General features: G+C 67.9%; 19 protein-coding genes and 1 pseudogene. 9 read left to right on the top strand and 11 right to left on the bottom strand.

Going from position 1 to position 25,384, the window contains the following annotated elements:
- Positions 1 to 15: 15 nt before the first annotated feature.
- Both NV401_RS08060 and NV401_RS08055 read left to right on the top strand, forming a co-directional pair.
- The gene (locus NV401_RS08060; RefSeq protein ID WP_261293880.1) at positions 16 to 354 is read left to right on the top strand and encodes a hypothetical protein; all 339 of its coding nucleotides are present in this window, start codon (positions 16 to 18) and stop codon (positions 352 to 354) included.
- Positions 355 to 449: 95 nt separating this feature from the next.
- Positions 450 to 1,246, top strand: a pseudogene (locus tag NV401_RS08055) (DUF72 domain-containing protein).
- 1 nt (position 1,247) lies between these two features.
- Here NV401_RS08055 and NV401_RS08050 read toward each other — a convergent pair.
- Genes NV401_RS08050 through hemC form a run of 3 tightly spaced genes read right to left on the bottom strand, consistent with a single transcriptional unit; the run spans position 1,248 to position 3,725 of the window.
- Complete coding sequence (locus NV401_RS08050; RefSeq protein ID WP_261293879.1) at positions 1,248 to 2,123, bottom strand: MICOS complex subunit MIC60; 876 nt, start codon at positions 2,121 to 2,123, stop codon at positions 1,248 to 1,250.
- A 31-nt stretch (positions 2,124 to 2,154) separates the two neighbouring features.
- Positions 2,155 to 2,814 (bottom strand): uroporphyrinogen-III synthase, encoded by a 660-nt coding sequence (locus NV401_RS08045; protein WP_261293878.1) that lies wholly within the window; start codon positions 2,812 to 2,814, stop codon positions 2,155 to 2,157.
- Entirely contained in the window at positions 2,811 to 3,725 is a 915-nt protein-coding gene (hemC, locus tag NV401_RS08040) for a hydroxymethylbilane synthase (protein ID WP_261293877.1), read from the bottom strand. Before hemC ends, NV401_RS08045 begins: the two co-directional genes overlap by 4 nt.
- A 107-nt stretch (positions 3,726 to 3,832) precedes the next feature.
- On the opposite strand from hemC, the gene tsaD reads away from it, so the two are divergent.
- Genes tsaD through NV401_RS08025 form a run of 3 tightly spaced genes read left to right on the top strand, consistent with a single transcriptional unit; the run spans position 3,833 to position 6,371 of the window.
- Entirely contained in the window at positions 3,833 to 4,864 is a 1,032-nt protein-coding gene (gene tsaD, locus NV401_RS08035; RefSeq protein WP_261293876.1) for a tRNA (adenosine(37)-N6)-threonylcarbamoyltransferase complex transferase subunit TsaD, read from the top strand.
- On the top strand, positions 4,861 to 5,838 hold the full coding sequence (locus NV401_RS08030) for an NAD(P)H-dependent glycerol-3-phosphate dehydrogenase (protein ID WP_261293875.1): 978 nt from the start codon (positions 4,861 to 4,863) through the stop codon (positions 5,836 to 5,838). Before tsaD ends, NV401_RS08030 begins: the two co-directional genes overlap by 4 nt.
- Positions 5,838 to 6,371, top strand: coding sequence for a DUF1697 domain-containing protein (locus NV401_RS08025; protein ID WP_261293874.1), 534 nt, complete (start codon positions 5,838 to 5,840; stop codon positions 6,369 to 6,371). The genes NV401_RS08030 and NV401_RS08025 overlap by 1 nt, the downstream gene beginning before the upstream one ends.
- On the opposite strand, the gene NV401_RS08020 is transcribed toward NV401_RS08025, so the two are convergent.
- Genes NV401_RS08020 through NV401_RS08010 form a run of 3 tightly spaced genes read right to left on the bottom strand, consistent with a single transcriptional unit; the run spans position 6,372 to position 12,104 of the window.
- On the bottom strand, positions 6,372 to 9,854 hold the full coding sequence (locus tag NV401_RS08020; RefSeq protein WP_261293873.1) for an error-prone DNA polymerase: 3,483 nt from the start codon (positions 9,852 to 9,854) through the stop codon (positions 6,372 to 6,374). It lies immediately after the preceding gene.
- Complete coding sequence (locus tag NV401_RS08015) at positions 9,851 to 11,350, bottom strand: Y-family DNA polymerase (protein ID WP_261293872.1); 1,500 nt, start codon at positions 11,348 to 11,350, stop codon at positions 9,851 to 9,853. The genes NV401_RS08020 and NV401_RS08015 overlap by 4 nt, the downstream gene beginning before the upstream one ends.
- Positions 11,310 to 12,104 carry an ImuA family protein gene (locus NV401_RS08010; protein WP_261293871.1) on the bottom strand — a complete coding sequence of 265 codons (795 nt, stop codon included), beginning with the start codon at positions 12,102 to 12,104 and terminating at the stop codon, positions 11,310 to 11,312. The genes NV401_RS08015 and NV401_RS08010 overlap by 41 nt, the downstream gene beginning before the upstream one ends.
- A 221-nt stretch (positions 12,105 to 12,325) precedes the next feature.
- On the opposite strand from NV401_RS08010, the gene NV401_RS08005 reads away from it, so the two are divergent.
- Complete coding sequence (locus NV401_RS08005; protein WP_261293870.1) at positions 12,326 to 13,438, top strand: zinc-binding dehydrogenase; 1,113 nt, start codon at positions 12,326 to 12,328, stop codon at positions 13,436 to 13,438.
- Positions 13,439 to 13,499: 61 nt separating this feature from the next.
- Here NV401_RS08005 and NV401_RS08000 read toward each other — a convergent pair whose 3' ends face one another.
- Positions 13,500 to 14,126: a TetR/AcrR family transcriptional regulator gene (locus NV401_RS08000; protein WP_261293869.1), complete on the bottom strand. Its 627-nt coding sequence runs from the start codon at positions 14,124 to 14,126 to the stop codon at positions 13,500 to 13,502.
- A 153-nt stretch (positions 14,127 to 14,279) separates the two neighbouring features.
- On the opposite strand from NV401_RS08000, the gene NV401_RS07995 reads away from it, so the two are divergent.
- Positions 14,280 to 16,643, top strand: coding sequence for a TonB-dependent receptor (locus NV401_RS07995; protein WP_380815588.1), 2,364 nt, complete (start codon positions 14,280 to 14,282; stop codon positions 16,641 to 16,643).
- A gap of 88 nt (positions 16,644 to 16,731) precedes the next feature.
- Complete coding sequence (locus tag NV401_RS07990; protein ID WP_261293867.1) at positions 16,732 to 18,003, top strand: spinster family MFS transporter; 1,272 nt, start codon at positions 16,732 to 16,734, stop codon at positions 18,001 to 18,003.
- A gap of 138 nt (positions 18,004 to 18,141) precedes the next feature.
- On the opposite strand, the gene NV401_RS07985 is transcribed toward NV401_RS07990, so the two are convergent.
- Complete coding sequence (locus NV401_RS07985) at positions 18,142 to 19,713, bottom strand: peptide chain release factor 3 (RefSeq protein WP_261293866.1); 1,572 nt, start codon at positions 19,711 to 19,713, stop codon at positions 18,142 to 18,144.
- 147 nt (positions 19,714 to 19,860) lie between these two features.
- Positions 19,861 to 20,736 carry an aldose 1-epimerase family protein gene (locus NV401_RS07980; RefSeq protein WP_261293865.1) on the bottom strand — a complete coding sequence of 292 codons (876 nt, stop codon included), beginning with the start codon at positions 20,734 to 20,736 and terminating at the stop codon, positions 19,861 to 19,863.
- A gap of 356 nt (positions 20,737 to 21,092) precedes the next feature.
- Between NV401_RS07980 and NV401_RS07975 the strand changes: the two genes are divergently transcribed.
- The gene (locus NV401_RS07975) at positions 21,093 to 21,797 is read left to right on the top strand and encodes a hypothetical protein (protein WP_261293864.1); all 705 of its coding nucleotides are present in this window, start codon (positions 21,093 to 21,095) and stop codon (positions 21,795 to 21,797) included.
- 72 nt (positions 21,798 to 21,869) lie between these two features.
- Here the strand turns inward: NV401_RS07975 and pheT are convergent, their stop codons facing one another.
- Both pheT and pheS read right to left on the bottom strand, forming a co-directional pair.
- Positions 21,870 to 24,233 (bottom strand): phenylalanine--tRNA ligase subunit beta, encoded by a 2,364-nt coding sequence (gene pheT / locus NV401_RS07970; protein WP_261293863.1) that lies wholly within the window; start codon positions 24,231 to 24,233, stop codon positions 21,870 to 21,872.
- On the bottom strand, positions 24,230 to 25,339 hold the full coding sequence (gene pheS / locus NV401_RS07965; RefSeq protein WP_380815941.1) for a phenylalanine--tRNA ligase subunit alpha: 1,110 nt from the start codon (positions 25,337 to 25,339) through the stop codon (positions 24,230 to 24,232). Before pheS ends, pheT begins: the two co-directional genes overlap by 4 nt.
- Positions 25,340 to 25,384: the final 45 nt, after the last annotated feature.

Genomic DNA, 25,384 nt, shown 5'->3' with positions numbered 1-25,384 from the left:
AAACGGGGAACGTCGATGCATCCAGTCGAGATCAGGGGGCTCCGGCACGACGCCGGGCAGCGCACTTGCGGGCCGCAACCCGAATATCGCCTGTCGCTGACCCTGGTACTGGATGATCCGGAGGCGCTTTGGCGCGCCGCGATCGCGCAACTGCGTGGCGACGCGCTTGCCGACGAGGATATCATCGACACGATCGGCCCCGCCGATGCGCCGGACATCGCCGCCTGCATCATCGCCCTGTGCGCACCCGCGGTGCTGGCGACGCGCGATTATCTGCCGGGCTGTCGCGCCGACGACTTCTGGATCGATGCGATGCCCGGCTTGCCCGGCTATCAGGCGCTGCGCACGATCTGAGCGCGCCCATCGGCCGCGCCGTCGGCGCATCTGCCCGGTACGCGACCGCGTGCGTTTGCCGCGACGCTTCCGCCACTTCCGGCTATATGGTTCGGATGAGCAAAAATGAGATTCGCGTCGGAATCGGCGGCTGGACCTTTGAACCGTGGCGCGGCGTGTTCTTCCCGACGGGCTGCCGCACAAGAAGGAGCTCGAATTCGCGTCTCGCGCGGTAACGGCGATCGAGGTCAACGGCACCTATTACAGCACGCAGAAGCCGGCGACCTTCGCGACCTGGGCGAAAACCGCGCCGGATGGCTTCGTGTTCGCGTTGAAGGCGTCGCGCTATACCACCAACCGCAAGGTTTTGGCCGAGGCGGGCGAGTCGATCGAGCGGTTCCTCTCCCAGGGCATCGTCGAACTGGGCGACAAGCTCGGCCCGATTCTGTGGCAGTTCATGGCGACCAAGAAGTTCGACGCGGACGATTTCGGCGCGTTCCTCGATCTGCTGCCGGCCAAGCAAGGCGGCATCGCGCTGCGCCACGCCGTCCACGTGCGGCACGAAAGTTTCGCAGTGCCCGAATTCATCGCGCTGTGCCGCAAGGCGGGCGTAACCGTGGTCTATGCAGACTCGGCGGACTATCCGGCAATCGCCGATGTCACGGGCGACTTCGTCTATGCGCGCCTGGAAAACGCCGCGGAGGACGTGACCACCGGCTATACCGACCAGCAGCTCGATCATTGGGCGGAAGCGGCGCGGTCTTGGGCGGCGGGCGGTGCACCTGAGGGACTGCCCTATGTCGAGACAACGGCGCCTAAATCGGTCGGCCGCGACACGTTCGTGTTCTTCATCAATGGCGCCAAGGTTCGCGCCCCGGCCGGCGCGCTGGCGCTGATCGACCGGCTGAAATAGCTCAGCCCGGCGGGGCCACTGCCCCGGGAATATCGGTTGGGTTGGCCTGGCCGGTAATGGCCGCTGCCTCGATCGTGTCGAGCGCCTGACGGGCGCCGATATAGCGGCGGGCGGCGGTGGTCCAGCGCACGGCTTGCGGCGCGCCGGGCATGCGCGCGACTTCGGCCAGCGCGGCCTCGACCTTGCCGCCCTCGAGCATCTGGCGTGCGCGGGCGAGTCGATCGACCGGCAGCGGGGAAGGGGTATCGGCGCGGTGGATGACGATCAGGTTGGCGAGTTCACGCCGAAAACTGTCCAGCCAGCCGGTGCTGGCCTGGCCGGTGACGAGTTCCGGCGCAATCCCGTCGAGCCCGGCACGCAGTTCGGCGACGGTGACCGGCTCGCGTGCCGCCTGCAGGATCGCAGCGACGGCGCGCGGCTGGGTGCCGGCGAAGCGGGCACGCAGCTGATCCTGGACATAACCGAGCGCGAGGCCACGATCGAGCGCGCGGCGCGCCGCGAACGCGACCAGCATGTTCTCCGAGCGCGTGGCGTAGCCAGAGGCGGCTTGGGCGGCGCTGGCGATACGCGCGGTGCGTTGTTCGAGGTCGGCCAGCTGGCCGGCCAGTTGGGTCTCGCGCGACGATAGAGCGTCGAGATCGATCACCGGCGGCGGGCTGGCCGGTGTGGTGGTGGCCGGCACGACGACGACCGGCACCTGCCCCTTGGCCGCCACCACCGGCACACTGGCGGGGAGGCCGAACCACCGCGCCTGATAGCGCAGCACCGCTGCCATCGCGAGCAGACCGGCGAGAAAGGCGAGGCCGGCGATGATCGCGGCGCTCCGGAAGCGGGGCCGTGCCGGCGTAACCGGCGGCATCGTTGTGTGATCGCTCATTCCGGTCTTATCCCCGTGCGCAGTCGGGCGGTCAATCGGCGAGCGTGATCGCGGCCGCGATCAACGCGGCGTCCTGCGGCGTTGCAGCGGTAACGGCGGCGGCCCAGCCGGTGCCGGCGGCGTCGCGCACCGCCGGGCTCAGGGCGGCGATGCGCAGGTGGGCGCGGCACGGCATAAGCTCGCTCAGGCGGCGCGCCGCTCGCACGGAATGGAGCAGGGCGACGGTGTCATCGAGCGCGGCGATCTGTCCCGCGGTGATCGGCAGCGGTTCGCTGGCATAGACCGCGATGGCAGCCGCAACGATGTCGCTTTCCGGTATGCTGCGCTCGCGGCCGCCCAGGTGCAGCGCCCGCGTGATGCCGTGCGTCTCGGCCAGCGCGAGCAATTGCGCGGCGTCGGCAGTGCCGGTGAGCAGCACCTGGTACCCGGCGGTGCGTGCCGCCGCGGCGGTAGCCTGGCCGACTGCCAGCACCGGAAGCGCGCGCAATGTCGACAGCGCCGTGCCGCCATGACGCAGCGTGTTGGCGCTGGTCAGGATCAGCGCGTCGTGCGCGGCCGGGTCGGGAGGCGTCCAATCGAGCGGGGCGACCGCAAAAAATGGCAGGCGCAGCGCATCGTGGCCGGCCGACGCGATCCGGGCGGCGGTTGCCGCATTGCCCGGTTCGGGCCGCAGCACCGCCAGCTGTCTCATCCCGCGAACAGGGCGCGGATCGCCGGGCTGGCGCGGTCGAGCAGATCCTGCGCCAGCCGCGCAGGCATCGCCGTATCGCCGACCGCGCCGGTGATAAGGCCGGCAACGCCATCGCTGCCATCCTCGGCGAGCAGCTCCGCGCGCAACGTCAGCGTATCGCCCGACAGGCTGGCCAGAGCGGCGACCGGCGAATGGCAATCGGCCTGCAGCGCGGCGAGCACGGCGCGTTCGGCGAGCACGCAGATCCGCGTCGCCAAGTGGTCGATCGCACCGACGATGGCGCTCGCCCGCGCATCGTCGGCGCGCGTCTCGATCCCGACCGCGCCCTGCGCCGGCGCCGGGAGCATCTCGTCAACCGGGATCGCGGTGCCGATATCGGGCCGCCCCAGCCGGTCGAGCCCCGCCGCGGCAAGCAAGGTTGCATCGACCTCGCCCGCCGCCAATTTGGTCAGCCGCGTATCCACGTTGCCGCGGAACAGGACGATCTGGAGGTCGGGACGCCGGCGCCGCACCTGCGCGGCGCGGCGTGGTGAGCTGCTGCCGACCACGCCGTCCGCGCGGATATCGGCGAGCGTGGCCGCGCCGATCAGCCGATCGCGGACATCGGCGCGTTGCAGCATTGCCACGATCGCGATCGCGGCGGGCCGCACCGTCTCGACATCCTTCATCGAATGGACCGCACAATCGATCTCGCCGTCGAGCAGTGCGCGATCCAACTCCTTGGTCCACAGCGCCTTGCCGCCGATCTCGGCTAGCGCGCGATCCTGCACGCGATCGCCGGTGGTACGGATCGGCACGATCTCGACCGCGCCGTCGGACCAGCCGTGCGCCGCGTAGAGCGCGTCGCGCACCATGGCGGCCTGGGCCAGCGCAAGTGGCGATCCTCGGGTACCGAGACGGAAAGGCTGCACGACGAAAACTCCGTTCGGGGTGATGTGGCACGACCATAACCCTTTGGCACTGGCTAGAAGAAGCGCGGCCCTTCGACAAGCAGGGGCCGACCCGCTAGGGCGGGGCGATGCTGATCCTCGGACTCGAATCTTCCTGTGACGAAACTGCGGCGGCGCTGGTCACCGGCGACCGCCGGATCCTCGCTCACCGCCTGGCCGGGCAGGAAGCCCAGCATCGCCCGTTCGGCGGGGTGGTGCCGGAAATCGCTGCGCGCGCGCATGTCGAGGCGCTGATGCCGCTGATCGAAGGTGCGCTCAGTGATGCTGGCGTCAATCTGCGTGAGGTCGATGCGATCGCCGCCACTGCCGGGCCGGGGCTGATCGGCGGCGTGATGGTCGGGCTGGTCACGGGCAAGGCGCTGGCGCACGCCGCGGGCAAGCCGCTGGTCGCGGTCAATCACCTCGAAGGCCATGCGCTGTCGCCGCGGCTGAGCGACCCCGATCTCGCCTTTCCCTATCTGCTGCTGCTGGTCTCGGGCGGACATTGCCAGTTGCTGCTGGTCGAGGGAGTCGGTGCCTATCGCCGCTTGGCGACGACAATCGATGACGCCGCGGGCGAAGCGTTCGACAAGACCGCCAAGCTGCTCGGCCTGGGCTTTCCCGGCGGCCCGGCGGTCGAGCGCGCGGCGTTGGCAGGCAATGCCGATGCGGTGCCGCTGCCGCGCCCGCTGAAAGGCTCGGCCGAACCACATTTCTCCTTTGCCGGGCTAAAGAGCGCCGTGTCGCGTGCAGCGGATTCGGGACAGTGGCGGGCGGAGGACATTGCCGCGTCGTTTCAGCAGGCCGTGATCGATTGCCTGCTCGACCGCACCGCGCGCGCGCTCGAGCGGGCGGACGGGGCGACCGCCTTGGTCGTGGCGGGCGGCGTTGCCGCCAACCAGGCTGTGCGCGGCGCGCTCGAAAGGTTGGCGACCGCGAACGGCCTGCGCTTCGTCGCCCCGCCCTTGTGGTTGTGCACCGATAATGCGGCGATGATCGGCTGGGCCGGCGTAGAGCGCTTTGCTGCCGGGCTCACCGACCCGCTGGATATCGCGGCGCGCCCGCGCTGGCCGCTCGATCCGGACGCCGAAACGGTGCGCGGGGCGGGAGTGAAGGCATGAAGATCGGTGTCATCGGTGGCGGGGCCTGGGGCACCGCCCTGGCGCAGGTCGCGGCGCGCGGCGGACGTGAGGTGATGCTGTGGGCGCGCGAGCCGGAGGTGGTCGCGTCGATCAACGAGCGGCACGTCAATTCGGTCTTCCTGTCCGCCGTCCCCCTACCGGAGACGATTCGCGCCACTGGCGATCTGACCGCACTGAACGGGTGCGAGGCCTTGCTGGTCGTCGCCCCGGCGCAACATGTTCGCGCCGTATTGTCAGCGCTGACGATCGGCACGACGCCGCTCGTCCTGTGCGCCAAGGGCATCGAAGCGGGAACGCAATTGCTGGTGGGCGAGGTGGCGCATGCGGTACACCCGACCGCGCCGATCGCGGTCCTGTCCGGCCCGACCTTCGCGCACGAAGTCGCCGCCGGTCAGCCGACCGCGGTGACGCTGGCGTGCGCGGACGAGGCACTCGGTGCGCGGCTAGCCGCGCGGCTCGCCGGACCTGCGTTCCGCACCTATGCCTCGAACGATGTTGTCGGCGCCGAGATCGGTGGCGCGGTAAAGAATGTGCTCGCCATTGCCTGCGGCGTGGTCGAGGGCGCGGGGCTCGGCCAGAACGCCCGCGCCGCGCTGATCGCGCGCGGCTTTGCCGAGATGACTCGCTTCGGCCTCGCGCGCGGCGCGCGCGTCGAAACGCTTGCTGGCCTGTCCGGCCTGGGCGATCTGGTGCTGACCTGTTCGTCGACCAATTCGCGCAATTTCTCGCTCGGCGTGGGCCTCGGCGAAGGCCGTGCCGCGGCCGACCTGCTCGCCGATCGCCGTACCGTCGCGGAAGGCGCGTTCACGGCGCCGGTGCTGCGCGAGGCGGCGGCGGCGGCGGGAATCGACATGCCGGTGTGCGACGCGGTGTGCGCGCTGCTCGGCGGCGCGGAAGTACGCGGCGTGGTCGGCGCGTTGCTGGCCCGGCCGCTAACGCGCGAACACGGGTAATGCGCTGGGCGGCCTTGCTGCGGGGGGTCAATGTCGGTGGCAACCGCAAGCTGCCGATGGCGGAACTCAAGAGCATGGTCGAGCGCCTCGGCTATGCCGACGTGACGACGTTGCTGGCGTCGGGCAATGTCGTCTTCAAGAGCGATCACGGCGATGGCGCGGTGATCGAGGCGCGGCTGGAAGAGGCGCTGGAGGGACTCGGACTGAGCACCGACGTGCTGGTACGCACGCCTGCGGACATCGACCGCATCATCGCCGCCGATCCGTTTCCCGACGCCGCCGCCGATCATCCCAGCCACTATATCGTCGCTTTCCACCGCGATCCCGTGCCCGACGGATTGATCGGGCGCATTCCCGAACTGTATCAAGGCCCGGAGCGGTTGGCGGCGATCGGGCGCGAACTTTACATCGATTACGCCGCCAATATCGGTGAGTCGAAACTACCCCAGGCGATGGCCAGGCTCAGATTCCCCAAGCTGGCGACGGCGCGCAACTGGAACACCGTGCTCAAGCTGCGCGCCTTGCTGAACTGATCAGTGAAAGTCGCGTGACTTGGGGATGATGCGCACGTCGCGGGGATGACCGTGGCGCGGGCTGTTGTGGCCGGTACGGGGCGCCTGCGGCCGCCCGGGATAGCGCGATGGCTGGCCGCTCTCGAATTCGTCTGACGGCATGAGATGCAGTGTCTTCCGGTCGCTGTCCGAAAGGTGATCGAGCATCTCGGTGCGATCGAACACGCGCGCCGCCATCAGATGGACGACATTGCCGTCACGCGGGCCGGCCTTCTGCACCTCGCCTTCGACCAGCATCAGTCGCGCCGACATCACTTCGCGGCGATACCGTTCGAACTGTCGCTCCCACAAGACGATATTGGTGACGCCGGTCTCGTCTTCGATCGTGACGAAGATCGCCTTGCCGTTGCCGGGGCGCTGGCGGATCAAAACAATGCCCGCGGTGCGCACACGCTGGCCGTTGGGCGCGGCGGACGTCGCAGCACAACTGGATACGCCTTGCGCGTCCAGCGCATCGCGCAGGAACCGCATCGGATGGTCTTTCAGCGACAGGCGCGTCATCTGGTAATCGGCGACGACATGTTCGGCATCGGACATGGCGGGCAAAGCGAGATCGGTCTCCGCGCCGAGTTCGCGTGCGCTGGCGGCGGCGAACAGCGGCAAGGCGGCATCCGGCGTGCGGCGCACTTCCCACAGGGCGGCACGGCGATCGAGCGCGATCGAGCGGAACGCATCCGCATCGGCGAGCAGGCGTAGTGCGCGTTGCGGAAGACGCGCACGGCGGGCAACGGATTCGATCGTGTCGTAGGGTGCTTCCAGTCGCGCCGCGGCGAGCGATTCCGCCCAGCTCCGCTTGAAGCCGGTGATCTGTCGCAGGCCAAGCCGGAGCGCCAGGCGGCCTGCGCCCGGCTCGAGCTGATTGTCCCAGTTGCTGGCATTCACGTCGATCGCGCGCACCTTGACGTCATGCTCGCGCGCATCGCGGACGATCTGCGCCGGGGCATAGAAGCCCATCGGCTGAGAATTGAGCAGGGCACAGGCGAATACCGCCGGATGGTGGCACTTGATCCAGGACGAGACATAGACCAGCCGGGCGAACGACAGTGCATGGCTTTCCGGGAAACCATAGCTGCCAAAGCCCTCGATCTGCCGATAGCAGCGCTCGGCGAAATCGCGCTGATAGCCGCGGTGGACCATGCCCTCGACGAGCTTTTGGCGGAAATTGTGCATGCCCCCGACGTTGCGGAACGTGGCCATCGCGCGGCGCAACTGATTGGCTTCGGAGGGCGTGAAGGCGGCCGCGACGATCGCCAGCTTCATCGCCTGTTCCTGGAACAGCGGCACGCCATAGGTCTTGCCGAGCAATTGATGCAGCTCGTCGGGCGGGCCGAATTTGGGATCCGGCCGCGGGCATTCGACCTTCTCGATGCCGGTCCGCCGCCGAAGATAGGGATGCACCATATCGCCCTGGATCGGCCCCGGCCGCACGATCGCGACCTGCACGGTCAGATCGTACAGGCTCTTGGGCCGCAGCCGCGGCAGCATGTTCATCTGCGCGCGGCTTTCGACCTGGAACACGCCGATACTGTCGCCCCGGCCCAGCATCTCGTACACTGCGGCATCGTCGGTATCGAGATCGACCTCGAGATCGTGATCGCCGAGCCCGTGCTGGCGCAGCAGCGCGAAGCTCTTCTGAATGCAGGTCAGCATGCCCAGCGCCAGGATATCGACCTTCATCAGGCCGAGCGCATCGATATCGTCCTTGTCCCATTCGATGAACGTGCGATCGGCCATCGCCGCGTGGTGCAGCGGCACGGTTTCGTCGAGCCGGTTCTCGGTCAGCACGAACCCGCCGACATGCTGCGACAGATGGCGCGGGAACGGCGCATCGAGGATCTGGCCCATGATGAACCGCAGCCGGGCGATCTCCGGATTGGCGATGTCGAACCCGGCCTCGGCAATACGGCGCTCCTCCATGTCGCCGGAATGGCTGCCCCATACCGTGCTCGCCATCCGCTCGGGGATATCGTCGCTCAGGCCCAGCGCCTTAGCCACTTCGCGCACCGTGCTGCGCGAGCGGTAATGCGCCACCGTCGCGGCGATGCCAGCGCGGTGCCGGCCATAGCGGCGATAGACATATTGCATCACCTCCTCACGCCGCTCGTGCTCGAAATCGACATCGATGTCGGGTGGCTCGTCGCGCTCTTCGGACACGAAGCGCGAGAACAGCAGATCGTGCTGGATCGGATCGACCGAGGTGACGCCGAGCAGGAAGCAGACCGCGGAATTGGCCGCCGAGCCGCGCCCCTGGCATAGGATCGGCGGATCCTGCGCGCGCGCAAAGGCGACGAGATCGTGCACGGTGAGGAAGTAATAAGCATAGGCCTTTTCGCGGATCAGCGCGAATTCCTCGCCTAGCGTGGCGATCACCTTGGGCGGCATATAATCGGCATAGCGCTCGATCGCCGCCTGCCAGGCAATATGTTCGAGCCAGGCCTGCGCCTCCCAGCCATCGGGCACGGCTTCGTGCGGATATTCGTAGCGCAACTGCTTGAGATCGAAAGTGATGCGCGACAGCAGAATCTGCGTCTGCGCGATCGCATCGGGATGATCGCGGAACAGCCGCGCCATCTCTGCAGGCGATTTTAGGTAGCGCTCGGCATTGGCTTCCAGTCGCTTGCCCGCCGCGGCAATCGTGCTGCCGTCGCGGATGCACGTGAGTACGTCGTGCAGCGGTCGTTGCTCGGGCGTGGCATAGAGCGCGTCGTTGGTGGCGATCAGCGGCACGCCGGCCTGGCGCGCGATGCGGTGCAGGCGAACCAGCGCGCGCCCGTCGCGTCCGTGATGCGGCATCGCCGCACCCAGCCAGACGCGCGCCGGCGCAGCGCGGGACAGGCGCACAAGCGTCGTGCCGATATCCTCGTCCGGCTTGGAGACGAGACGCAGCAGCGGCTTTGGCGGATCGGCGACATCGTCGAACTGATAGGGTGCCGGCGTGCGGTGTTCGTCCTGTTGCTGCGCGGTCGATCCTGGCATGACGATGAGCAGCAGATCCTGGCAATAATCGATCAGGTCATCGATCTTCAGGATGCAATCGCCCTTCACCGCGCGCAGATTGCCGCGCGTCAGCAGGCGGGTGAGGCGGCCCCAGCCATAGCGTGTGGCGGGATAGGCGACCACGTCCGGCGTACCGTCGGCGAACACCAGCCGCGCGCCGACCACCAGCCGCAGATCGACCGCACAGGCGGCCCATTCTGTCGGCGTCAGCTCTTCCGTTTCGCCGGCGGCCTTCTTGGCGGCGAGCAGGGCGACGCGATTCTTGTCGGGCGCATCCTTCAGCGCCGACCAGGCGCGCACCACGCCCGCCACCGTGTTGCGGTCGGCAATGCCGATCGCGTTCATGCCCAGCCGCCAGGCGCGATCGAGCATGTCCGAGCCATGGCTTGCCCCGCGCAGGAACGAATAGTTGGTCGCCGCGACCAGCTCGGCGAATCCTGCGCTCATGCGAACAGGCCGTGCATGTACCAGCCCGGATCACGCCGCTCGCTTTCATACAGGCCGTGCCGGAACACCCAGAAGCGCCGCCCGCGCGTATCCTCGATGCGGTAATAATCGCGCGTCAGCTTCGCGCCCTTCTCATGCCACCATTCGGCGGCGATGCGCTCGGGCCCCTCGAAGCGCAGCACATCGTGCAAGGTGCGGCGCCAGCGGAACTGGCGCGGCGGGCCGTCCGGGACCTGCGCGGTGACCTGGATCGGTTGCGGCGGATCGAACATGTGCACCGGCCGCATCGGCGGCTCGCCGGTCTCGGGTTCGGGCCAGCTCGCCGGGCTGGTCGCGTCGATCGCCGGCAGCGCGAGCACGGCCTGTTCGGGAATATGCGTGTCGCGCGGGGAAAGGCGGCGGAAGCGGCCACGGCCCATGCGCGTGCTGAGCCGGTCGATCAGCGCAGCCAGTTCGCCCTCGGCCACCGCGCCGCCTTCGAGCAGCAATTGCGTCGGGGCGAGCGGCGCGAGCGTCGGCACGGCGAGTCGGATCAGATCGAATCCGAACCCCGGATCGATCGGATCTGTGAGCGTGTCGAGCCGCTCGTCGAACAAGCGCATCACCACCTTGGCATCGCGCACCGGCAGGCTCGTCTCGACCGCGAGATCGATTGCCAGTCCATCGCTGCGGAAGAAGCGCGCGACGAAGCGGCGGCCGCCGAGATGGCGCTCCTCCATGTCCTGCGCCGCCTCGGCGGTGAGTTCGCCGAGAATGGCGAGCGCATGCTCGGTGCGTGCGATCGGCTCGGCCAGGCGGCGCTCGACCAGCAACGCCGGCGCGACACGGCGCGGGGTGATGCGGCTGTCCGATTTGCCCAGCAAGCGGGTCAGCGCATCGGTCATCGCATTGCCGAAGCGCGCGGCAAGCGGGCCGGTCGGGCGGCCCGCAAGATCGCCGATCGTCTTCAATCCGGCGCGGCGCAGCGCGAGCTCGGTCGTTTCGTCGAGCCGGAGCGCGACGACACCCAGTCGCCGCACCGCCCCCTGTTCGTCGGCCGCGGGCATCGTCTGGAACCGCGCCAGCGCCTGCGCCGCCTCGGGCGTGGCGGCCAGCGCGTGGCGCGCGTGCAGGCCATAAGCGGCAAGCCGCGCGACGAGATCGTCGGCCAGCGCTTCTTCCGAGGCGAACAGATGCGCGCAGCCGGTGATGTCGAGCGTCAGGCCATCGGGCGGATCGATCGCCACCAGCGGGGTATAGCGATCGCAGCCATCGGCGATGCGCTCGAGCAGCAGATGATCGGCGACAGGATCGTGATCGAGCCCGACCAGCTCAGGCACGCGCGCCCGCGCATCGGCGAGCGTCATGTCGATGGCGATGCCCATGGCTTGCGCGCGGGCGTCGACCGCCGCGAGCCGCATGCTGCCACGTACCTTCTCGATCAGCGCATAGGGGGTGTCGGTCGGTGCGGTACCGTCACGCGCGCGCCGTTCCGCCGGCAGCAGCGGGAACCACAAGCCCAGGTAGCGGCGCGTCCGGGGGGAGACCGGCGGCGACGTGCGCCTGTTCACGGAAGATTGCTTGGTCACGATCCCATTCCACATTCCATCGCCCGCCGGTCCTGCCGCCGCGCTGACGCACCAATTCCACGTCCAAGGCCGGAAACCCCGGCGCATTCGCCTCCAGCGGCAGCGCTGGCAGCGCGCGGATCGACCAGCGCGTCGCCGCTGCGCTCGGCCCCTGTTCGGCGCCGACCCGCAGCAGCAGCGCCGTGACGCCGGATGCTTCGGTCGCCACCGCCAGCCGCCGCGTTGCGGTCAGATCGAGCGGCCGCGGATTCTTCCACAATTCGATCACCACCACGCCGACCTCGGCACAGCGCGCGACATCCGCCGCGACGCGCAGCAGGCTGAGCGGATCGGGCAATATGCCGATCACCAGATCGACCCGGCCGAGGCCGAGCTCGACCAGCCCCGGCATGTGCAGCATGCCGCCGCTGATCTGCGCTTCCTCCTGCCGCAGCCACACCACCGGCGATCCCGGTCGCTCTGCCCGGCGCACGATCATCGAGGCGAACCCGCCCGCGCTGCTCGCATCGTCATGCTCGGCGAAGATTTCGTGCAGCCGTGCGCGCTCCAGCCCGCCGCCCAGGCGGGCATCGATGCCGGTATGGCCGAGCGGGACGACGCCGGACGTTTCCGTCTGGCGCAGCCCCTCCACCTGGGAGATACGCCGCCTGAGCGCGGCAATGGCATTGGCCGAATCGCGCATAACATGTTCCTGTTATGTTCTAATGCGACCGTTCCTTGTCGGGAGTCAATCCACTGCGCATGCAGCGCGTGATCAACGCGGATGCGCGCACCGCTGTCGCTCCCTGCGTAGGTTGTCTCGCCTGCTCCTGCCCTACTTGTGTCATCCATCGCGCGCGCCCATCAGCTTGGGGACAGCGGCGCCGGACGATGTCGATCGGCGATCAAGTGGGTGGACAAGCAATGAGCATCGATATCATCGCCGCGATCCTCGCCCGGAGCGGCGATCACGCCCGCCCCTATGCCGACACGTCTCCACTCGCGGTGAAGACTGTGACGCTCGCCGACCCAAGGCCAGGCGAACTGCTCGTCCGGATCGACGCCGCCGGCATCTGCCATTCCGATCTGTCCGTGATCAACGGCGATCGACCGCGCCCGATGCCGATGGCGCTCGGCCATGAGGCGGCCGCGACGGTGCTGGCACTCGGCGATCCGGAGGACAGTCGGTTCGCGGTTGGTGATCAGGTCGTGTTGGTGTTCCTGCCCTCCTGCGGCGACTGCGTGTCGTGCGCTGCAGGCGAGGGCTATCTGTGCCCCAATGCGGCGGCGGCCAATGGTGCGGGGATGCTGATGCGCGGCGGATCGCGGCTGTCGGATGGCGGCGCGACGGTGCATCATCATCTCGGCGTATCGGCCTTTGCCAGCCATGCCGTGGTCGATCGCCGCTCGGCAGTGAAGGTCGATCGCGACATTCCGGCGGAAACCGCGGCGCTGTTCGGCTGCGCGGTACTGACCGGCGTCGGCGCAGTGATGAACACGGCGCAGGTGCGGCCCGGCGAGAGCCTGCTCGTCTATGGCCTAGGCGGCGTCGGCTTGGCCGCATTGCTCGGCGCGCTGGCGGCGGGCGCGCAGACGGTGACCGCGGTCGATCCCTCCCCGGCCAAGCGCGCGCTGGCGCTCGAACTCGGCGCGGCGGCAGCCGTGTCGCCGGCTGACGCGGGTACGCTGCCCAAGGCCGATGTGGTGATCGAGACCGTCGGCAAGGCGGCGGTGCTGGCCCAGGCCTATGCCAGCGCGCGGCGCGGCGGGCGGGTCGTCACGGTCGGGCTCCCCAATCCGGCGGAGATGCTCGAAATCCCGGCGCTGTCGCTGGTCGCGGACGGCAAGACACTGATCGGCAGCTATATGGGTTCGTCCATCCCGGCACGCGACATCCCGCGTTATATCGCCTTGTGGCGCGCCGGCCGCCTGCCGGTCGAGCGACTGCTGAGCTCGATCAGCCCACTGTCGGACATCAACATGTTGCTGGATCGGCTGGCGACCGGCGAGGCGATCCGGCAGATCGTCACGCCCTGAGATAGGCGCGGATCGGCAGTCATGCAGCATTCCGTCGTACGTGGCCTCGATCCATCGCGGTTCAGGGACGCGCCGGGCCGATGCCGTTGATCAGCATGTCGGCGATCGTCTCGGCGACCGTCTCGGCGGCGACATCTTCGGCCCACACGCCGTAGCGCAGCCCCAGGAACACGTTGATCCCCATCAGCGCCCAGGCGTGGATCTCGGACACGTCGGCACGGATCTCGCCGCGCGCCGCACCGGCCTTGAGCCGCGTGGCGATGCGCTCGGCGGTGGTGGCGTAATGTAGCCGGAAGCTATCGGGATCGACGAACTCCGATTCGTCGATGATACGGTACAATACCTTGTGACCGCGTACGAAACCGATGAACTCGCGCAGGCCGGCCTGTTCGGCGGCGAGCTGGTCGGGCGCGGCGCGGATGCCGGGGGCGACATGATCGCGCACCTGATCCGACATGTCGCGAACCAGCGCGCGGAACACCGCGTCCTTCGAATCGAAATAGGTGTAGAAGCTGCCGAGCGCCACGCCGGCGCGCCGGGTAATGCCGCTGATCGAGGCATCGTGGAAACCGCGTTCGCCGAATTCGAGCGCCGCGGCATCAAGAATCGCGCGCATCGTGCGGCGGCCACGCTCGGTGCGCGGCGTCTTGCCTGCGCCGGCGGCGTCGTTTCGATCGCGGTGTGGCATGGGCGGGTCGATACCCTGCTCCGACATTATTTTCGCTCCTCCCCAAAGCCCAAGTTGAAACCTGGTTCATGTTTCAGTATAGCGCGATCGAACAGCGCACAACCCGGATCACCGGCCGCACATCAAGCGGGGCGCCTATTGGGGAGGATCATCATGTCACGTCACTCATCCGCGCGCGTTTTGCTCAATGCCGGCGTTGCACTGCTGGCGCTCGTTGCCTTGCCCGCTTTCGCCCAAGACACGTCTGATTCGCAGGCTAACGCGCTCCAGGAAGCAGCGGCCATGCTCGACGACGCAGCGACCGATGGCGACATCGTCGTCACCGCACGGCGCCGCGAGGAGCGGCTGATCGATGTGCCGGTGGCGATCACCGCCTTTTCGGGCGCGCAACTCGAGGCGGCCGGTGCGATCGACGTCACTGACATCGCCAATGTGACGCCCAACGTCACGCTGGAAGTGTCGCGCGGCACCAATTCGACGCTCAGCGCCTTCATCCGCGGCGTCGGGCAGCAGGATCCGGTCGCCGGGTTCGAGGCGGGCGTCGGCATCTATCTCGACGATGTCTATCTCAACCGCCCGCAGGCGGCGGTGCTCGATATCTACGACGTCGAGCGGATCGAGGTGCTGCGCGGGCCGCAGGGTACGTTGTACGGCCGCAACACGATCGGTGGCGCGGTGAAATATGTCACGCGGCGGATCGGCGACGACCCCACGCTCAACGTCCGCGCCAGCTATGGCAGCTATAATCAGGCGGACGGGGTGATCAGCGCGAGCACGCCGATCGGCAATAGCGGGTTCAAGATCGGGGCGGCGGTGGCGCGGCTCAGCCGCGGCGGGTTCGGCGACAACCTCACCACGGGGCAGGAGAATTACAACAAGGACCTGTGGGGCGCGCGTGGCACGCTGCAATATGAGCCGAGCGGCAGCGCGTTCTTCCGCCTGTCGGGCGATTATACCAAGGACAACAGCAACACGCGCGGCGGGCATCGGCTGATCCCGGCGCTCAACAGCACCGCTTTTCCGGTGCTGGGCGACGTCTATGACAGCCGCGGCGCGCTGATCGCGCCGAAGCAGGAGGTCGAGGCTTATGGCGGCTCGCTGTTCGCCGAGGTCAAGCCAGCCGACTGGCTGACGTTCCGGTCGATCACCGGCTATCGCAAGGATGACAGCAGCACGCCGATCGATTTCGATGCGCTGCCTGTGGTCGACGTCGACGTGCCGGCCTTCTACAACAACAAGCAGTTCAGCCAGGAAGTGCAACTGCTGGTCGATACGGGTCCGTTCAACATGCTCGCCGGCCTCTATTATCTCGATGCCGAGGCGACGACGGTGTTCGACGTGCGGCTGCCCGGCACGGTCACGGCGCTCACCTTCGGCAACGTGCGCACCGATACCGTCGCGATCTTCGGCGATGCGACCTACGATATCACGCCGGCGCTCAGCGTGTCGGTCGGCGGGCGCTATACCTGGGATACGCGTCGCTCGCAGGTGCAGCGCAACGTCTATCTCGGATCGTCACCCTTCTTCGGCGGGACCAGCGCGCCGATCGCCCGGCAGACCGATTTCCGCGGCACCGCCGACTTCGCCAAATTCACCCCGCGCGCCTCGATCAGCTTCAAGCCGGCGCAGGATCATCTGCTCTATGCAAGCTATGCCAAGGGCTTCAAGGGCGGCGGTTTCGACCCGCGCGGCGTCGGCACGGCGGCGCCCGATCTCAACGGCAACGGCGTGACCGGCGCGGGCGGCGACCGGGCGGATATCTACGATTTCCTGTCGTTCGATCCCGAGACGGTCGAGAGCTACGAGATCGGCTACAAGGCCAGCATGTTCGATCGGCGGCTGACGCTGGCGCTGGCGGGCTTCCATTCGAAATATAGTGACGTGCAGGTGCCTGGCTCGGTCGGCCAGACGGTGGGCGGCATCCAGACCTTTGTCGGCATTACAACCAATGCCGGGCGCGCGCGGATCAACGGGCTGGAAGCGGAAGCCAACCTCACCGTGCTGCGCGGCGCGGACGGGCAGCGGCTGAGCCTGGCGGGGACGGTCGGCTATCTCGATGCGAAATATACGCGGTTCATCGATGCGCGCGGCATCGACGTTGCCTCGCGCCGCAAGTTCCAGAACACGCCGGATCTGACCGCCAGCGGGACGGTCGCGTTCACCCAGCCGATGGGCGAGGGCTCGCTCGATCTCAGCTCGACGCTGTCCTATCGCAGCGATTCGCAGCAGTTCGAACTGCGCACGCCCGGGCTCGACCAGCCCGGTTATGCGCTGCTCGACGCCAACATCGTCTACAATATCAACGATCGCTTCTCGATCGGCGTCCACGGCAAGAACCTGACCGACAAGCAATATATCGTCTCGGGCTACAACTTCCTCGCACAGAACCCCGATACCGGCGACTTCCTGCGCACGCCGGCCGGCGCATTGATCCCGACGCTCGGCGGCGCCGGCGTGCTCACCGCTTATTACGGCAATCCTCGGCAGGTGTTCGCCACGCTGACCGCCAAGTTCTGAATGGACGGCCGGTAGGCCGACCGCCATGAAGGGGTTCGGGCGCGGCAACGATCCGCGCCCGATCCTTATCCGCCCGGGAGAGCGCCAGATGACCGACACCGCCGTGCCAGCGCCGAAACCGACCGCGAGGTATAGCGCGCTGGTGCTGGCCATGCTGCTGCTGGTCTACACGTTCAACTTCCTCGACCGGCAGATCCTCGGCATCCTCGTCCAGCCGATCAAAAGCGAGCTCGGCTTGAGCGACACGCAGCTGGGGCTGCTCGGCGGCACCGCCTTCGCGATCCTCTATTCCACGCTCGCCATCCCGCTGGCGCTGATCGCCGACCGCACCAGCCGTTCCTGGGTAATCACGATCAGCCTGGCCGTGTGGAGCCTGTTCACCGCGTTGTGCGGCATGGCGACGAGCTTCGGGCAGATGTTCCTGTTCCGCCTCGGCGTCGGCGTCGGCGAAGCGGGCGGGGTGGCGCCGTCCTATGCGCTGATCGCCGATTACTTTCCGCCCGAGCGCCGCGCACGGGCGCTGGGCATCTATTCGATGGGCATCCCGATCGGGCTGGCGGCGGGCACGCTGCTCGGCGCGTTCATCGCCACCTATATCGACTGGCGCGCGGCGTTCATCGCTGTCGGCGTGGCCGGGCTGCTGATCGCGCCGGTGTTCCGCCTGGTGGTCAAGGAACCGGTGCGCGCGGTGGCGCCGGTCGGGCGCGCGCCGGTCAGCGCGGTGTTCGCGATCCTGGCGAAGAAGCCGAGCTTCTGGCTGATGGCGTTCGCCGCCTCGATGAGCAGCTTGGCAGGCTACGGCCTGGCCTTCTGGGTGCCGTCGCTGCTGATGCGTTCCTACGGCTTCGATCTGCCCTCGACCTCGCTCTACTTCGCCTCGTTGTTGCTGGTCGGGGGCGCGAGCGGCGTGTTCCTCGGCGGGGTGCTCGCGGACAGACTGGGCGGCGATCGCGGCAATTACGCCAAGCTGCCGGCCTATGCCTGGCTGATCACCGGGCCGCTGTTCATCGCCGGATTCCTGTCGCCGTCACCCTATATCGCCTGGTTCTTCCTGATCATTCCCAATGCGCTCAACATCTTGTGGCTGGGGCCGCTGACCACCGCGGTGCAGCACCTGGTGCCGCCGCACATGCGCGCCACCGCCTCGGCGAGCTTCCTGCTGATCAACAATCTGATCGGGCTGGGCGTGGGATCGTTCGCGATCGGCGCGCTGTCCGACGCATTGAAAGTGAGCTTCGGCGAGGATGCGCTGCGCTATTCGGCGGTGGCGGTGGCGTGCTTCTACGTGCTGGCGACGATCCTGGCGTTCCTCGCGGTGAAGCCGTTGCGCCGGGACTGGGTGGACGAGCCGGCGGCCTGACGCCGCCGTCCCGCGCTCGGCAAAAGTCGCGAAAGTCGCACGCTCCACGCGCGCGCGGAGCGCGGGGCGGGCAACAAGACGATGTCAAACAGCGCCTGAGGATCTCAGACGAAATCCAACATTGCAAGCGGCGTGCGCCTAGCGTTCGCGCGTCGCGGCGAACTTCACCTTGGGATAGCGATCGGAGACATAGCCGACATCCCACGCGGTCTTCGCCATATAGACCGGATTGCCGTCGCGATCCTTGGCCAGCTGGTTGCGGTTGATATCGGTGAACGCTTTGAGATCGGCGGGATCCTCGGCGGAGACCCAGCGCGCGGTGTCGTACGGCGCCATTTCCAGCCCGGCATCGACCTTATATTCTGCCTCCAGCCGGCTGAGCAAAACCTCGAGCTGCAGCTGCCCGACCACGCCGATGATCCAGTTCGAGCCGATCTCGGGATAGAAGACCTGCGTCACGCCTTCCTCGGCCATGTCGTCCAGGGCCTTGCGGAGCTGCTTGGTCTTGGTCGGATCCTTCAGCGCCACGCGGCGCAGGATTTCCGGCGCGAAATTGGGCAGGCCGGTGAACCGCACATCGGCGCGCTCGCTCATCGTATCGCCGACGCGCAGCGTGCCGTGATTGGGGATGCCGATAATGTCGCCCGGGAACGCCTCGTCGGCCAGTTCGCGATTCTGCGCGAAGAACAGGATCGGCGAATGGATCGCGATCGGCTTGCCATGCCCGGTGGGGGTCAGCTTCATGCCGCGTTTGAACACGCCCGAGCACAATCGCATGAAGGCGATGCGATCGCGGTGATTGGGGTCCATGTTCGCCTGGACCTTGAAGATGAAGCCGGTGACGTCGGCGCGATCGGGCGTGACGGGGGCCGGCTCGGCCGGTTGCGGGCGCGGGCCGGGCGCATGCTGGCCGAGCGCGGCGATCAGCTCGGCAACGCCGAAATCCTTCAGCGCCGAGCCGAAATAGACCGGGGTCAGATCGCCGGCGCGGTACCGCTCGACATCGAACTCGGCATAGCCGCCGAGCGCCAGTTCGGATTCGTCGGTCAGCGTCTGCAGCCCGGCCGGCGTGATCGTCGCGGCCAGTTTCGGATCGTCCATGCCGGTAAAAGCGATCGACGTGCCCATGAACTCGCGGCTCGGCCCCTCGGGCTGGCTCAGCGTGTTGGCGTGGAGATCGTACACGCCCTCGAAATCGCTGCCCATGCCGACCGGCCAGCTCATCGGCGTGACATCGAGCTGCAGGATATCGGCGATCTCGTCGAGCAGTTCGAACGGCGGGCGGCCCTCGCGATCGACCTTGTTGATGAAGGTGATGATCGGCACCGAGCGCAGCCGGCAGACCTCGAACAATTTGCGCGTCTGCGCCTCGATGCCGCGCGCCGCATCGATCACCATGACGGCGGAATCGACCGCGGTCAGCGTGCGATACGTATCCTCGGAAAAGTCTTCGTGGCCCGGCGTATCGAGCAGGTTGAAGGTCAGGCCGTCCTTCTCGAACGTCATCACCGAGGAGGTGACCGAGATGCCGCGCTGCTGCTCGATCTTCATCCAATCGGAGCGCGCGCGGCGATTCTGGCCGCGGGCCTTCACTTCACCGGCGAGATGGATCGCGCCGCCGAAATAGAGCAGTTTTTCGGTCAGCGTGGTCTTGCCGGCATCGGGATGGGAAATGATCGCGAAGGTGCGGCGGTCGGAAATCTGGGACATGGAAACGCCGTAGCTTCGCGCGAGGCGTTCGTCACCCCGCCGATACCGTCACCCCTGCGCAGGCAGGGGCCTATCGCTGTTTCGGCAAGCGGCGGAGTAGAAGGAGAGAGCGATGGGCCCCTGCCTGCGCAGGGGGGACGGCGACGCTCAGGGATTAAGCGTGACGCGCATCTCGATCGTCTTGTCGCCGCCCGCTGCAATCTCGAACACGCCGGGCTTGTCGCGGAACTCGCCCGTATAGCCGGACGGGTCCCCCGTGCCGTGCCACGGCTCGATGCAGACATAGGCGGAGCCCGGCCGGGTCCAGATGCCGAGGCTCGGCGTGTCGGGGAAGGCGATGTCGAGCGTCGGGCCGCCGAACGCGCCGTACGTGACGGCGGACGAGGCGACCGGATCCCACACCAAGGCGTCGTCGGCGAACAGATCGTCGCGCAGCCGCAGCGAGCGGCCGTCGAGCGGCGATTCGCGCGGTTCGGGGGCGATCGTGCCGTCCTTGGCGATCTTCCTGAGCGTGCCCGGCTCCTGCTTGCCGAACAGGATGCGGTGCGCCTCGCGCGGCTCGCCATAGGGCAGCGGCCAGGCGAAGCCGGGATGAAAGCCGAAGCTCGCCGGCATCGGCGCCGCGCCGCGATTGACGATCCGCGCGGTGATCGTGAGCGTCGCGCCCTCCAGCGCATAGGTCAGCTCCAGCGCGAAGGCGAAGGGATAGGCCTTGCGCGTCTTGTCGCTGTCGGTGAGGCGGAAGACGGCGTGGTGCGCCTGCACGTCGACCACCTCGAACGCGTTGCGGCGCGCAAAGCCGTGCTTCTCCATCTTGTACGCCGTGCCGTCGATGCGCAGCGTATCCTGGTGCAGCGCGCCGACGATCGGGAACAGGATCGGCGCATGGCCGGTCCAGAAGGCCGGATCGGCGTCGGTCATCAGCTCCTTGCCCTGCCGATCGGTGAGCGAGGTCAGCTCGGCGCCGAACGGGTTGATCTGCGCGGTGAGCTTGGGGGATTTGATCGTGATGAGGTCGGTCATGGCGCTTCCGTAGCGGGGGATGGGGGCGGAAGGAATGGCCGTTTTGAGCCGGTCAGCGTACGCCTGTCGACGCGCGCGGCCGCGGGGCGCGCTTCCAGCGTTGGCGTATATGGCTACGCATCGCTCAATAACGGCACAGTAAACTATGCCACCCGAAAGCATCGTGATAGCATAGTTGTCCATAGGTCAGTTGAAGAATCGGCCGTCCTGCGATATGCCGACGGTGTTCGCTGTCGTTGGAGGGGGATATGGCGACACTGACTGGGGAGCGCCTTGGGGGTTCTGGATCTGCAACTTTCGTAGCAATCGTCGATCGCTGGATTTATGCTTTCAGTGCCGGCCTGTTCATCGTCGTAGTGCTCATCGGCTTCGTGCCCGATTCGCTTGCCAAGATGGAAGCAGTACGGATCGGCCACCGGCCGCCCTTTCCCGCGATACTGCACATCCACGCCCTGCTCATGGGCAGCTGGCTGCTCGTGCTCATGGCGCAGACGACGCTGATGGCGACGGCGCGTCGCACGCTGCACATGCAGCTGGGGCTGGCAGCCTTCGTGCTCGCCCCGGCGCTGGTGATCGCCGGCTTCGCACTCATTCCGGCGATGGACCGGCCGATCGCAGACGGCGTCCTGCATGGCCCACCGGCGGTGGCGGCGCAGTTGCGTCCGGTGCTCGCCATCGTGCTCGACATCATGCTGCTCCAGCTACGGATCGGCATCGCCTTCCCCTTGCTGATCGGCATCGGCCTGGCGGTACGGCGCAGCCGTCCGTCGCTTCACAAGCGGCTCATGATCCTCGGCACCGCGACCGCGCTGCCCGCAGCGACCGATCGCATCCAGTGGCTGCCGAGCACGATGCCGGGAAATCCGCTGACCGCCGACCTATGGCCGCTGCTGCTGATCGCGCCGCTGTTCCTCTGGGATCTCTACCGCCTAGGGCGGATCCACCACGCCTATCTGTTGTATTTCGCCGTGCAGCTGGCGCTCGCCATCCCCACCCACCTGCTATGGGGCACCGCCGCGTGGCGGGGCATCGCGCTCGGGCTGTTGCGGGTCGAGGGATAGCGCGCGGCGCGCGAAACGGCCGGCGCCCCGGCGCGCGCCGGGAGCGGGCGCCGGGGGGCAGGGGTGAGCGCGTCAGCCCCTCAGCGTCGCGCCGAGCTTTGCTGCCGCCGCCACCACCTTGTCGGCGATCGCTTTGAGTTCGGCATCGGTGAAGCTCTTGGCGGTCGGCTGCAGCGTGACTTCGATGGCGAGGCTCTTCTTGCCTTCCTCGACGCCGGCGCCGGTGAACAGGTCGAACAAGCGCGCGCCGGTGATCACCGCCTTGTCCGCGCCCTTCGCCGCGCGCACCAGCGCATCCGCCGCCAGATCGGCCGGCACCAGGAAGGCGAAATCGCGCGTCACCGCCTGCAGCGCGGGCGGCGTATAGGCGGCACGCATGAAGCCGGTGGCGCGCTTGGGCGGGATCGCATCGAGATAGAGTTCGACCGCGGCGACGGGGCCGTCGAGGTCGAACGCCTTGAGCACGCTCGGATGGACCATGCCGAAGGCGGCGAGCACCGTCTTGGGGCCGAGCCGCAACGTGGCGGACTGGCCGGGATGCCAGGCGTCCCCGGCGTCCCCCATCACCTGCAGATTGTCGACCGGCGCGCCGGCGGCGGCGAGCAGGGCGAGCGCCTCTGCCTTTGCGTCGAACGCGTCCGCGCTCATCGCCTTGCCACCGCGCCAGCCGCGCGGGCGCAATGCACCGGCAAGCACGACGCCCAGGGTCGCGCGCTCCTTGTCGGCGAGATAGCGGCGGCCGAGCTCGAACAGACGTACGCTGGTCGCGCCGCGCTTGAGGTTGCGTTCGGCGGCCGAGAGCAGGCCGGGCAGCAGCGACGGGCGCATCACCTTCAGCTCTTCGCTGATCGGGTTGGCGAGCGTCCAGGCGCCGCCGCCGAACGGCGCGGCCTGCGCCTCGGACAGGAAGCTCCAGGTGACCGATTCGTCGAGCCCGCGCGCCGCGGCGGCGCGGCGCACGCGGCGTTCGAGCTTCTGCTCGGGCGTGGCGGTGGGCTTGGCCACGCCGGGCTGGCGGGGGAGCGGGGTGGAGGGGACGTTGTCGATCCCCTCGATGCGGATCACTTCCTCGACCAGATCGGCCGGGCCGTCGACGTCGCGCCGCCAGCTCGGGATCGTCACCGACCAGTCGGCATCGACCGTGAAGCCGAGCCGTTCGAGAATCTCCTGCTGGCGCGCGGGCGGGATGGCGAGGCCGCCGAGCGTTTCGGCGAGCGCGGGGTCGTAGGACACGTTGCGCGGCGCAACCGGCGGGGTGCCGGCGCGCGTCACCTGGCTGGCAGTGCCGCCGCAGAGGTCAAGCACCAGCCGCGTGGCGATCGCCAGGCCGGTATCGAGGAACGCGGGATCGACGCCGCGTTCGAAGCGCTGGCGCGCGTCGCTGGTGAGACCCAGCTTCTGCCCGGTGCGGGCGATCGCGTCGGGATCGAAATAGGCGCATTCGATCAGCACGTCGGTGGTGCTCTCCGACACGCCGGAATGTTCGCCGCCCATGATGCCGCCGATATCGTGGACCTGCGCGTCGTCGGCGATCACCGTCATCATCTCGGCGAGCGTATAGGTCTTGCCGTTGAGCGCGAGCACCTGTTCGCCGGGCTGCGCCTTGCGCGCGACAAGGCCGCCGCTGAGCGTGGCGCGGTCATAGACGTGCAAGGGGCGGCCGAGATCGATCATCACGTAATTGGTGATGTCGACCAAGGCGGAGATCGGCTTCTGGCCGATCGCGGCGAGGCGGCGGCGCATCCATTCGGGGGCCTCGCCGTTGGTGACGCCGCTGACGGACTGGCCGTAGAAGGCCGGGCAGCCGTCGGGATCGTCGCTGCGGACGTCGGGTCCGGGGCCGTCGCCGACGACGGGGGTGATGGCCAGCGGCTTGAGCGTGCCCAAGCCCGCCGCGGCCAAATCTCGCGCAATGCCGTAGACGCCCATGCAATCCTGCTTGTTGGGCGTGATGCTGACGTCGATCACCGGATCGGTCAGGCCGGCATAATCGGGGTACGACGTGCCGACCGGCGCATCCGCGGGCAGCTCGATGATGCCGTCATGATCCTCGCCGAGTTCGAGCTCGCGGGTCGAACACATCATGCCGTTGGACACGACACCGCGGATCTCGGCGACCTTCAAGGTGATGTCGCTGCCGGGCACGTACGCGCCGGGCGCGCCGAACACGCCGACCAGGCCGGCGCGCGCGTTGGGCGCGCCGCACACGACCTGCATCGGGCCGTCCCCGGCATCGACCGAGAGGATCTGCAACTTGTCCGCCTGCGGGTGGCGCTCGGCGCTGAGCACACGCGCGACCTTGAACGCGGCGAGCTTTTCGCCCGGATTCTCCACGCCTTCGACTTCGAGGCCGATGCGCGTCAGCGTGTCGACGATCTCGTCGAGGCTGGCGGTCGTGTCGAGATGCTGGCGGAGCCAATCGAGGGTGAATTTCATGCGCCGACTCCGCCGGACAGAGTGGGGACGTCGAGCGCGGAGAAGCCGTAATGCTTCAGCCAGCGAACGTCGCTTTCGAACACCGGACGCAGATCGTCGATGCCGTATTTTAGCATCGCCAGGCGATCGATCCCGCAGCCGAACGCGAAGCCCTGCCACTCGTTCGGATCGAGCCCGCATGCCTCGATCACCTTGCGATGGACCATGCCGGAGCCGAGCACTTCCATCCAGCCGTCGGACCCGCCGATCACGCGCTTGCCCTTCTCCAGGCTGAAGCCGACATCGACCTCGGCGGAGGGCTCGGTGAACGGGAAATAGCTCGGGCGCAGCCGCAGCACGACATCGTCGCGCTCGAAAAAGGCGCGCAGGAACGTCTCGAGCGTCCATTTGAGATGGCCGAGCGTGATCCCCTTGTCGATCACCAGCCCCTCGATCTGGTGGAACATCGGGGTGTGCGTGGCATCCCAGTCGGAGCGGTAGACGCGGCCCGGCGCGATGATGCGGATCGGCTCGCCGGCACCCGACGAGCGGCGCGCGACCTCGACCATCGTGCGGATCTGCACCGGGGAGGTGTGGGTGCGCAGCACCATCGGCGGGGCCGCCGCCCATTCATCTATAACTGTACGTTCAGTGCTGTTCGGATCGAGATAAAAGGTATCCTGCATCGCGCGTGCGGGATGCGTCTCGGGAATGTTGAGCGCGCTGAAATTGTGCCAGTCGTCCTCGATCTCGGGGCCGGTGGCCACCGCGAAGCCGAGATCGGCGAAGATCTCCGCCAGTTCGTCCATCACCTGGCTCACCGGGTGGATCGTGCCGGCGGGGGGCAGGTCGGCGGGGAGCGTCATGTCGATCGTCTCGCTCGCGAGGCGGGCGTCGAGCGCGGCACGTTCCAGCGCGCCCTTGCGGTCGGCGATCGCGGTCGCGACCGTCTCGCGCAGGCCCTGGATGCGCGGCCCCTGCACCAGCCGTTCCTCGGGCGACATCTTGCCGAGCGTCTTGAGCAACGTGGTGACCGCGCCGGCCTTGCCCAGCGCGTGCACGCGGCACGCCTCCAGCGCGTCGAGCCCGGCGGCGGTCTGGATCGCCGCGACGAGGTCCGTCTGCAGCTGCTCGATATCGATGGGTTGCTCGGTCACGGTACTGCTTACTCC

Origin of the sequence: Sphingomonas hylomeconis (assembly GCF_025370105.1) — a bacterium.
In the GTDB taxonomy this organism is placed as follows: domain Bacteria; phylum Pseudomonadota; class Alphaproteobacteria; order Sphingomonadales; family Sphingomonadaceae; genus Sphingomonas; species Sphingomonas hylomeconis.
Note: the sequence above shows the minus strand (reverse complement) of the source record. Positions and strands in the feature narration are given on the sequence as shown.

Bases quoted from the DNA above. Each gene is read 5' to 3' on its own strand.
- pheT (WP_261293863.1), bottom strand. From the start codon at position 24,233: ATGAAATTCACCCTCGATTGGCTCCGCCAGCATCTCGACACGACCGCC.
- NV401_RS08010 (WP_261293871.1), bottom strand. From the start codon at position 12,104: ATGCGCGATTCGGCCAATGCCATTGCCGCGCTCAGGCGGCGTATCTCC.
- NV401_RS07990 (WP_261293867.1), top strand. From the start codon at position 16,732: ATGACCGACACCGCCGTGCCAGCGCCGAAACCGACCGCGAGGTATAGC.
- NV401_RS08000 (WP_261293869.1), bottom strand. From the start codon at position 14,126: ATGCCACACCGCGATCGAAACGACGCCGCCGGCGCAGGCAAGACGCCG.
- tsaD (WP_261293876.1), top strand. From the start codon at position 3,833: ATGCTGATCCTCGGACTCGAATCTTCCTGTGACGAAACTGCGGCGGCG.
- NV401_RS08060 (WP_261293880.1), top strand. From the start codon at position 16: ATGCATCCAGTCGAGATCAGGGGGCTCCGGCACGACGCCGGGCAGCGC.
- NV401_RS08020 (WP_261293873.1), bottom strand. From the start codon at position 9,854: ATGAGCGCAGGATTCGCCGAGCTGGTCGCGGCGACCAACTATTCGTTC.
- NV401_RS08030 (WP_261293875.1), top strand. From the start codon at position 4,861: ATGAAGATCGGTGTCATCGGTGGCGGGGCCTGGGGCACCGCCCTGGCG.
- NV401_RS08050 (WP_261293879.1), bottom strand. From the start codon at position 2,123: ATGAGCGATCACACAACGATGCCGCCGGTTACGCCGGCACGGCCCCGC.
- NV401_RS08045 (WP_261293878.1), bottom strand. From the start codon at position 2,814: ATGAGACAGCTGGCGGTGCTGCGGCCCGAACCGGGCAATGCGGCAACC.
- NV401_RS07980 (WP_261293865.1), bottom strand. From the start codon at position 20,736: ATGACCGACCTCATCACGATCAAATCCCCCAAGCTCACCGCGCAGATC.
- NV401_RS08025 (WP_261293874.1), top strand. From the start codon at position 5,838: ATGCGCTGGGCGGCCTTGCTGCGGGGGGTCAATGTCGGTGGCAACCGC.
- NV401_RS08005 (WP_261293870.1), top strand. From the start codon at position 12,326: ATGAGCATCGATATCATCGCCGCGATCCTCGCCCGGAGCGGCGATCAC.
- NV401_RS07995 (WP_380815588.1), top strand. From the start codon at position 14,280: ATGTCACGTCACTCATCCGCGCGCGTTTTGCTCAATGCCGGCGTTGCA.
- NV401_RS07985 (WP_261293866.1), bottom strand. From the start codon at position 19,713: ATGTCCCAGATTTCCGACCGCCGCACCTTCGCGATCATTTCCCATCCC.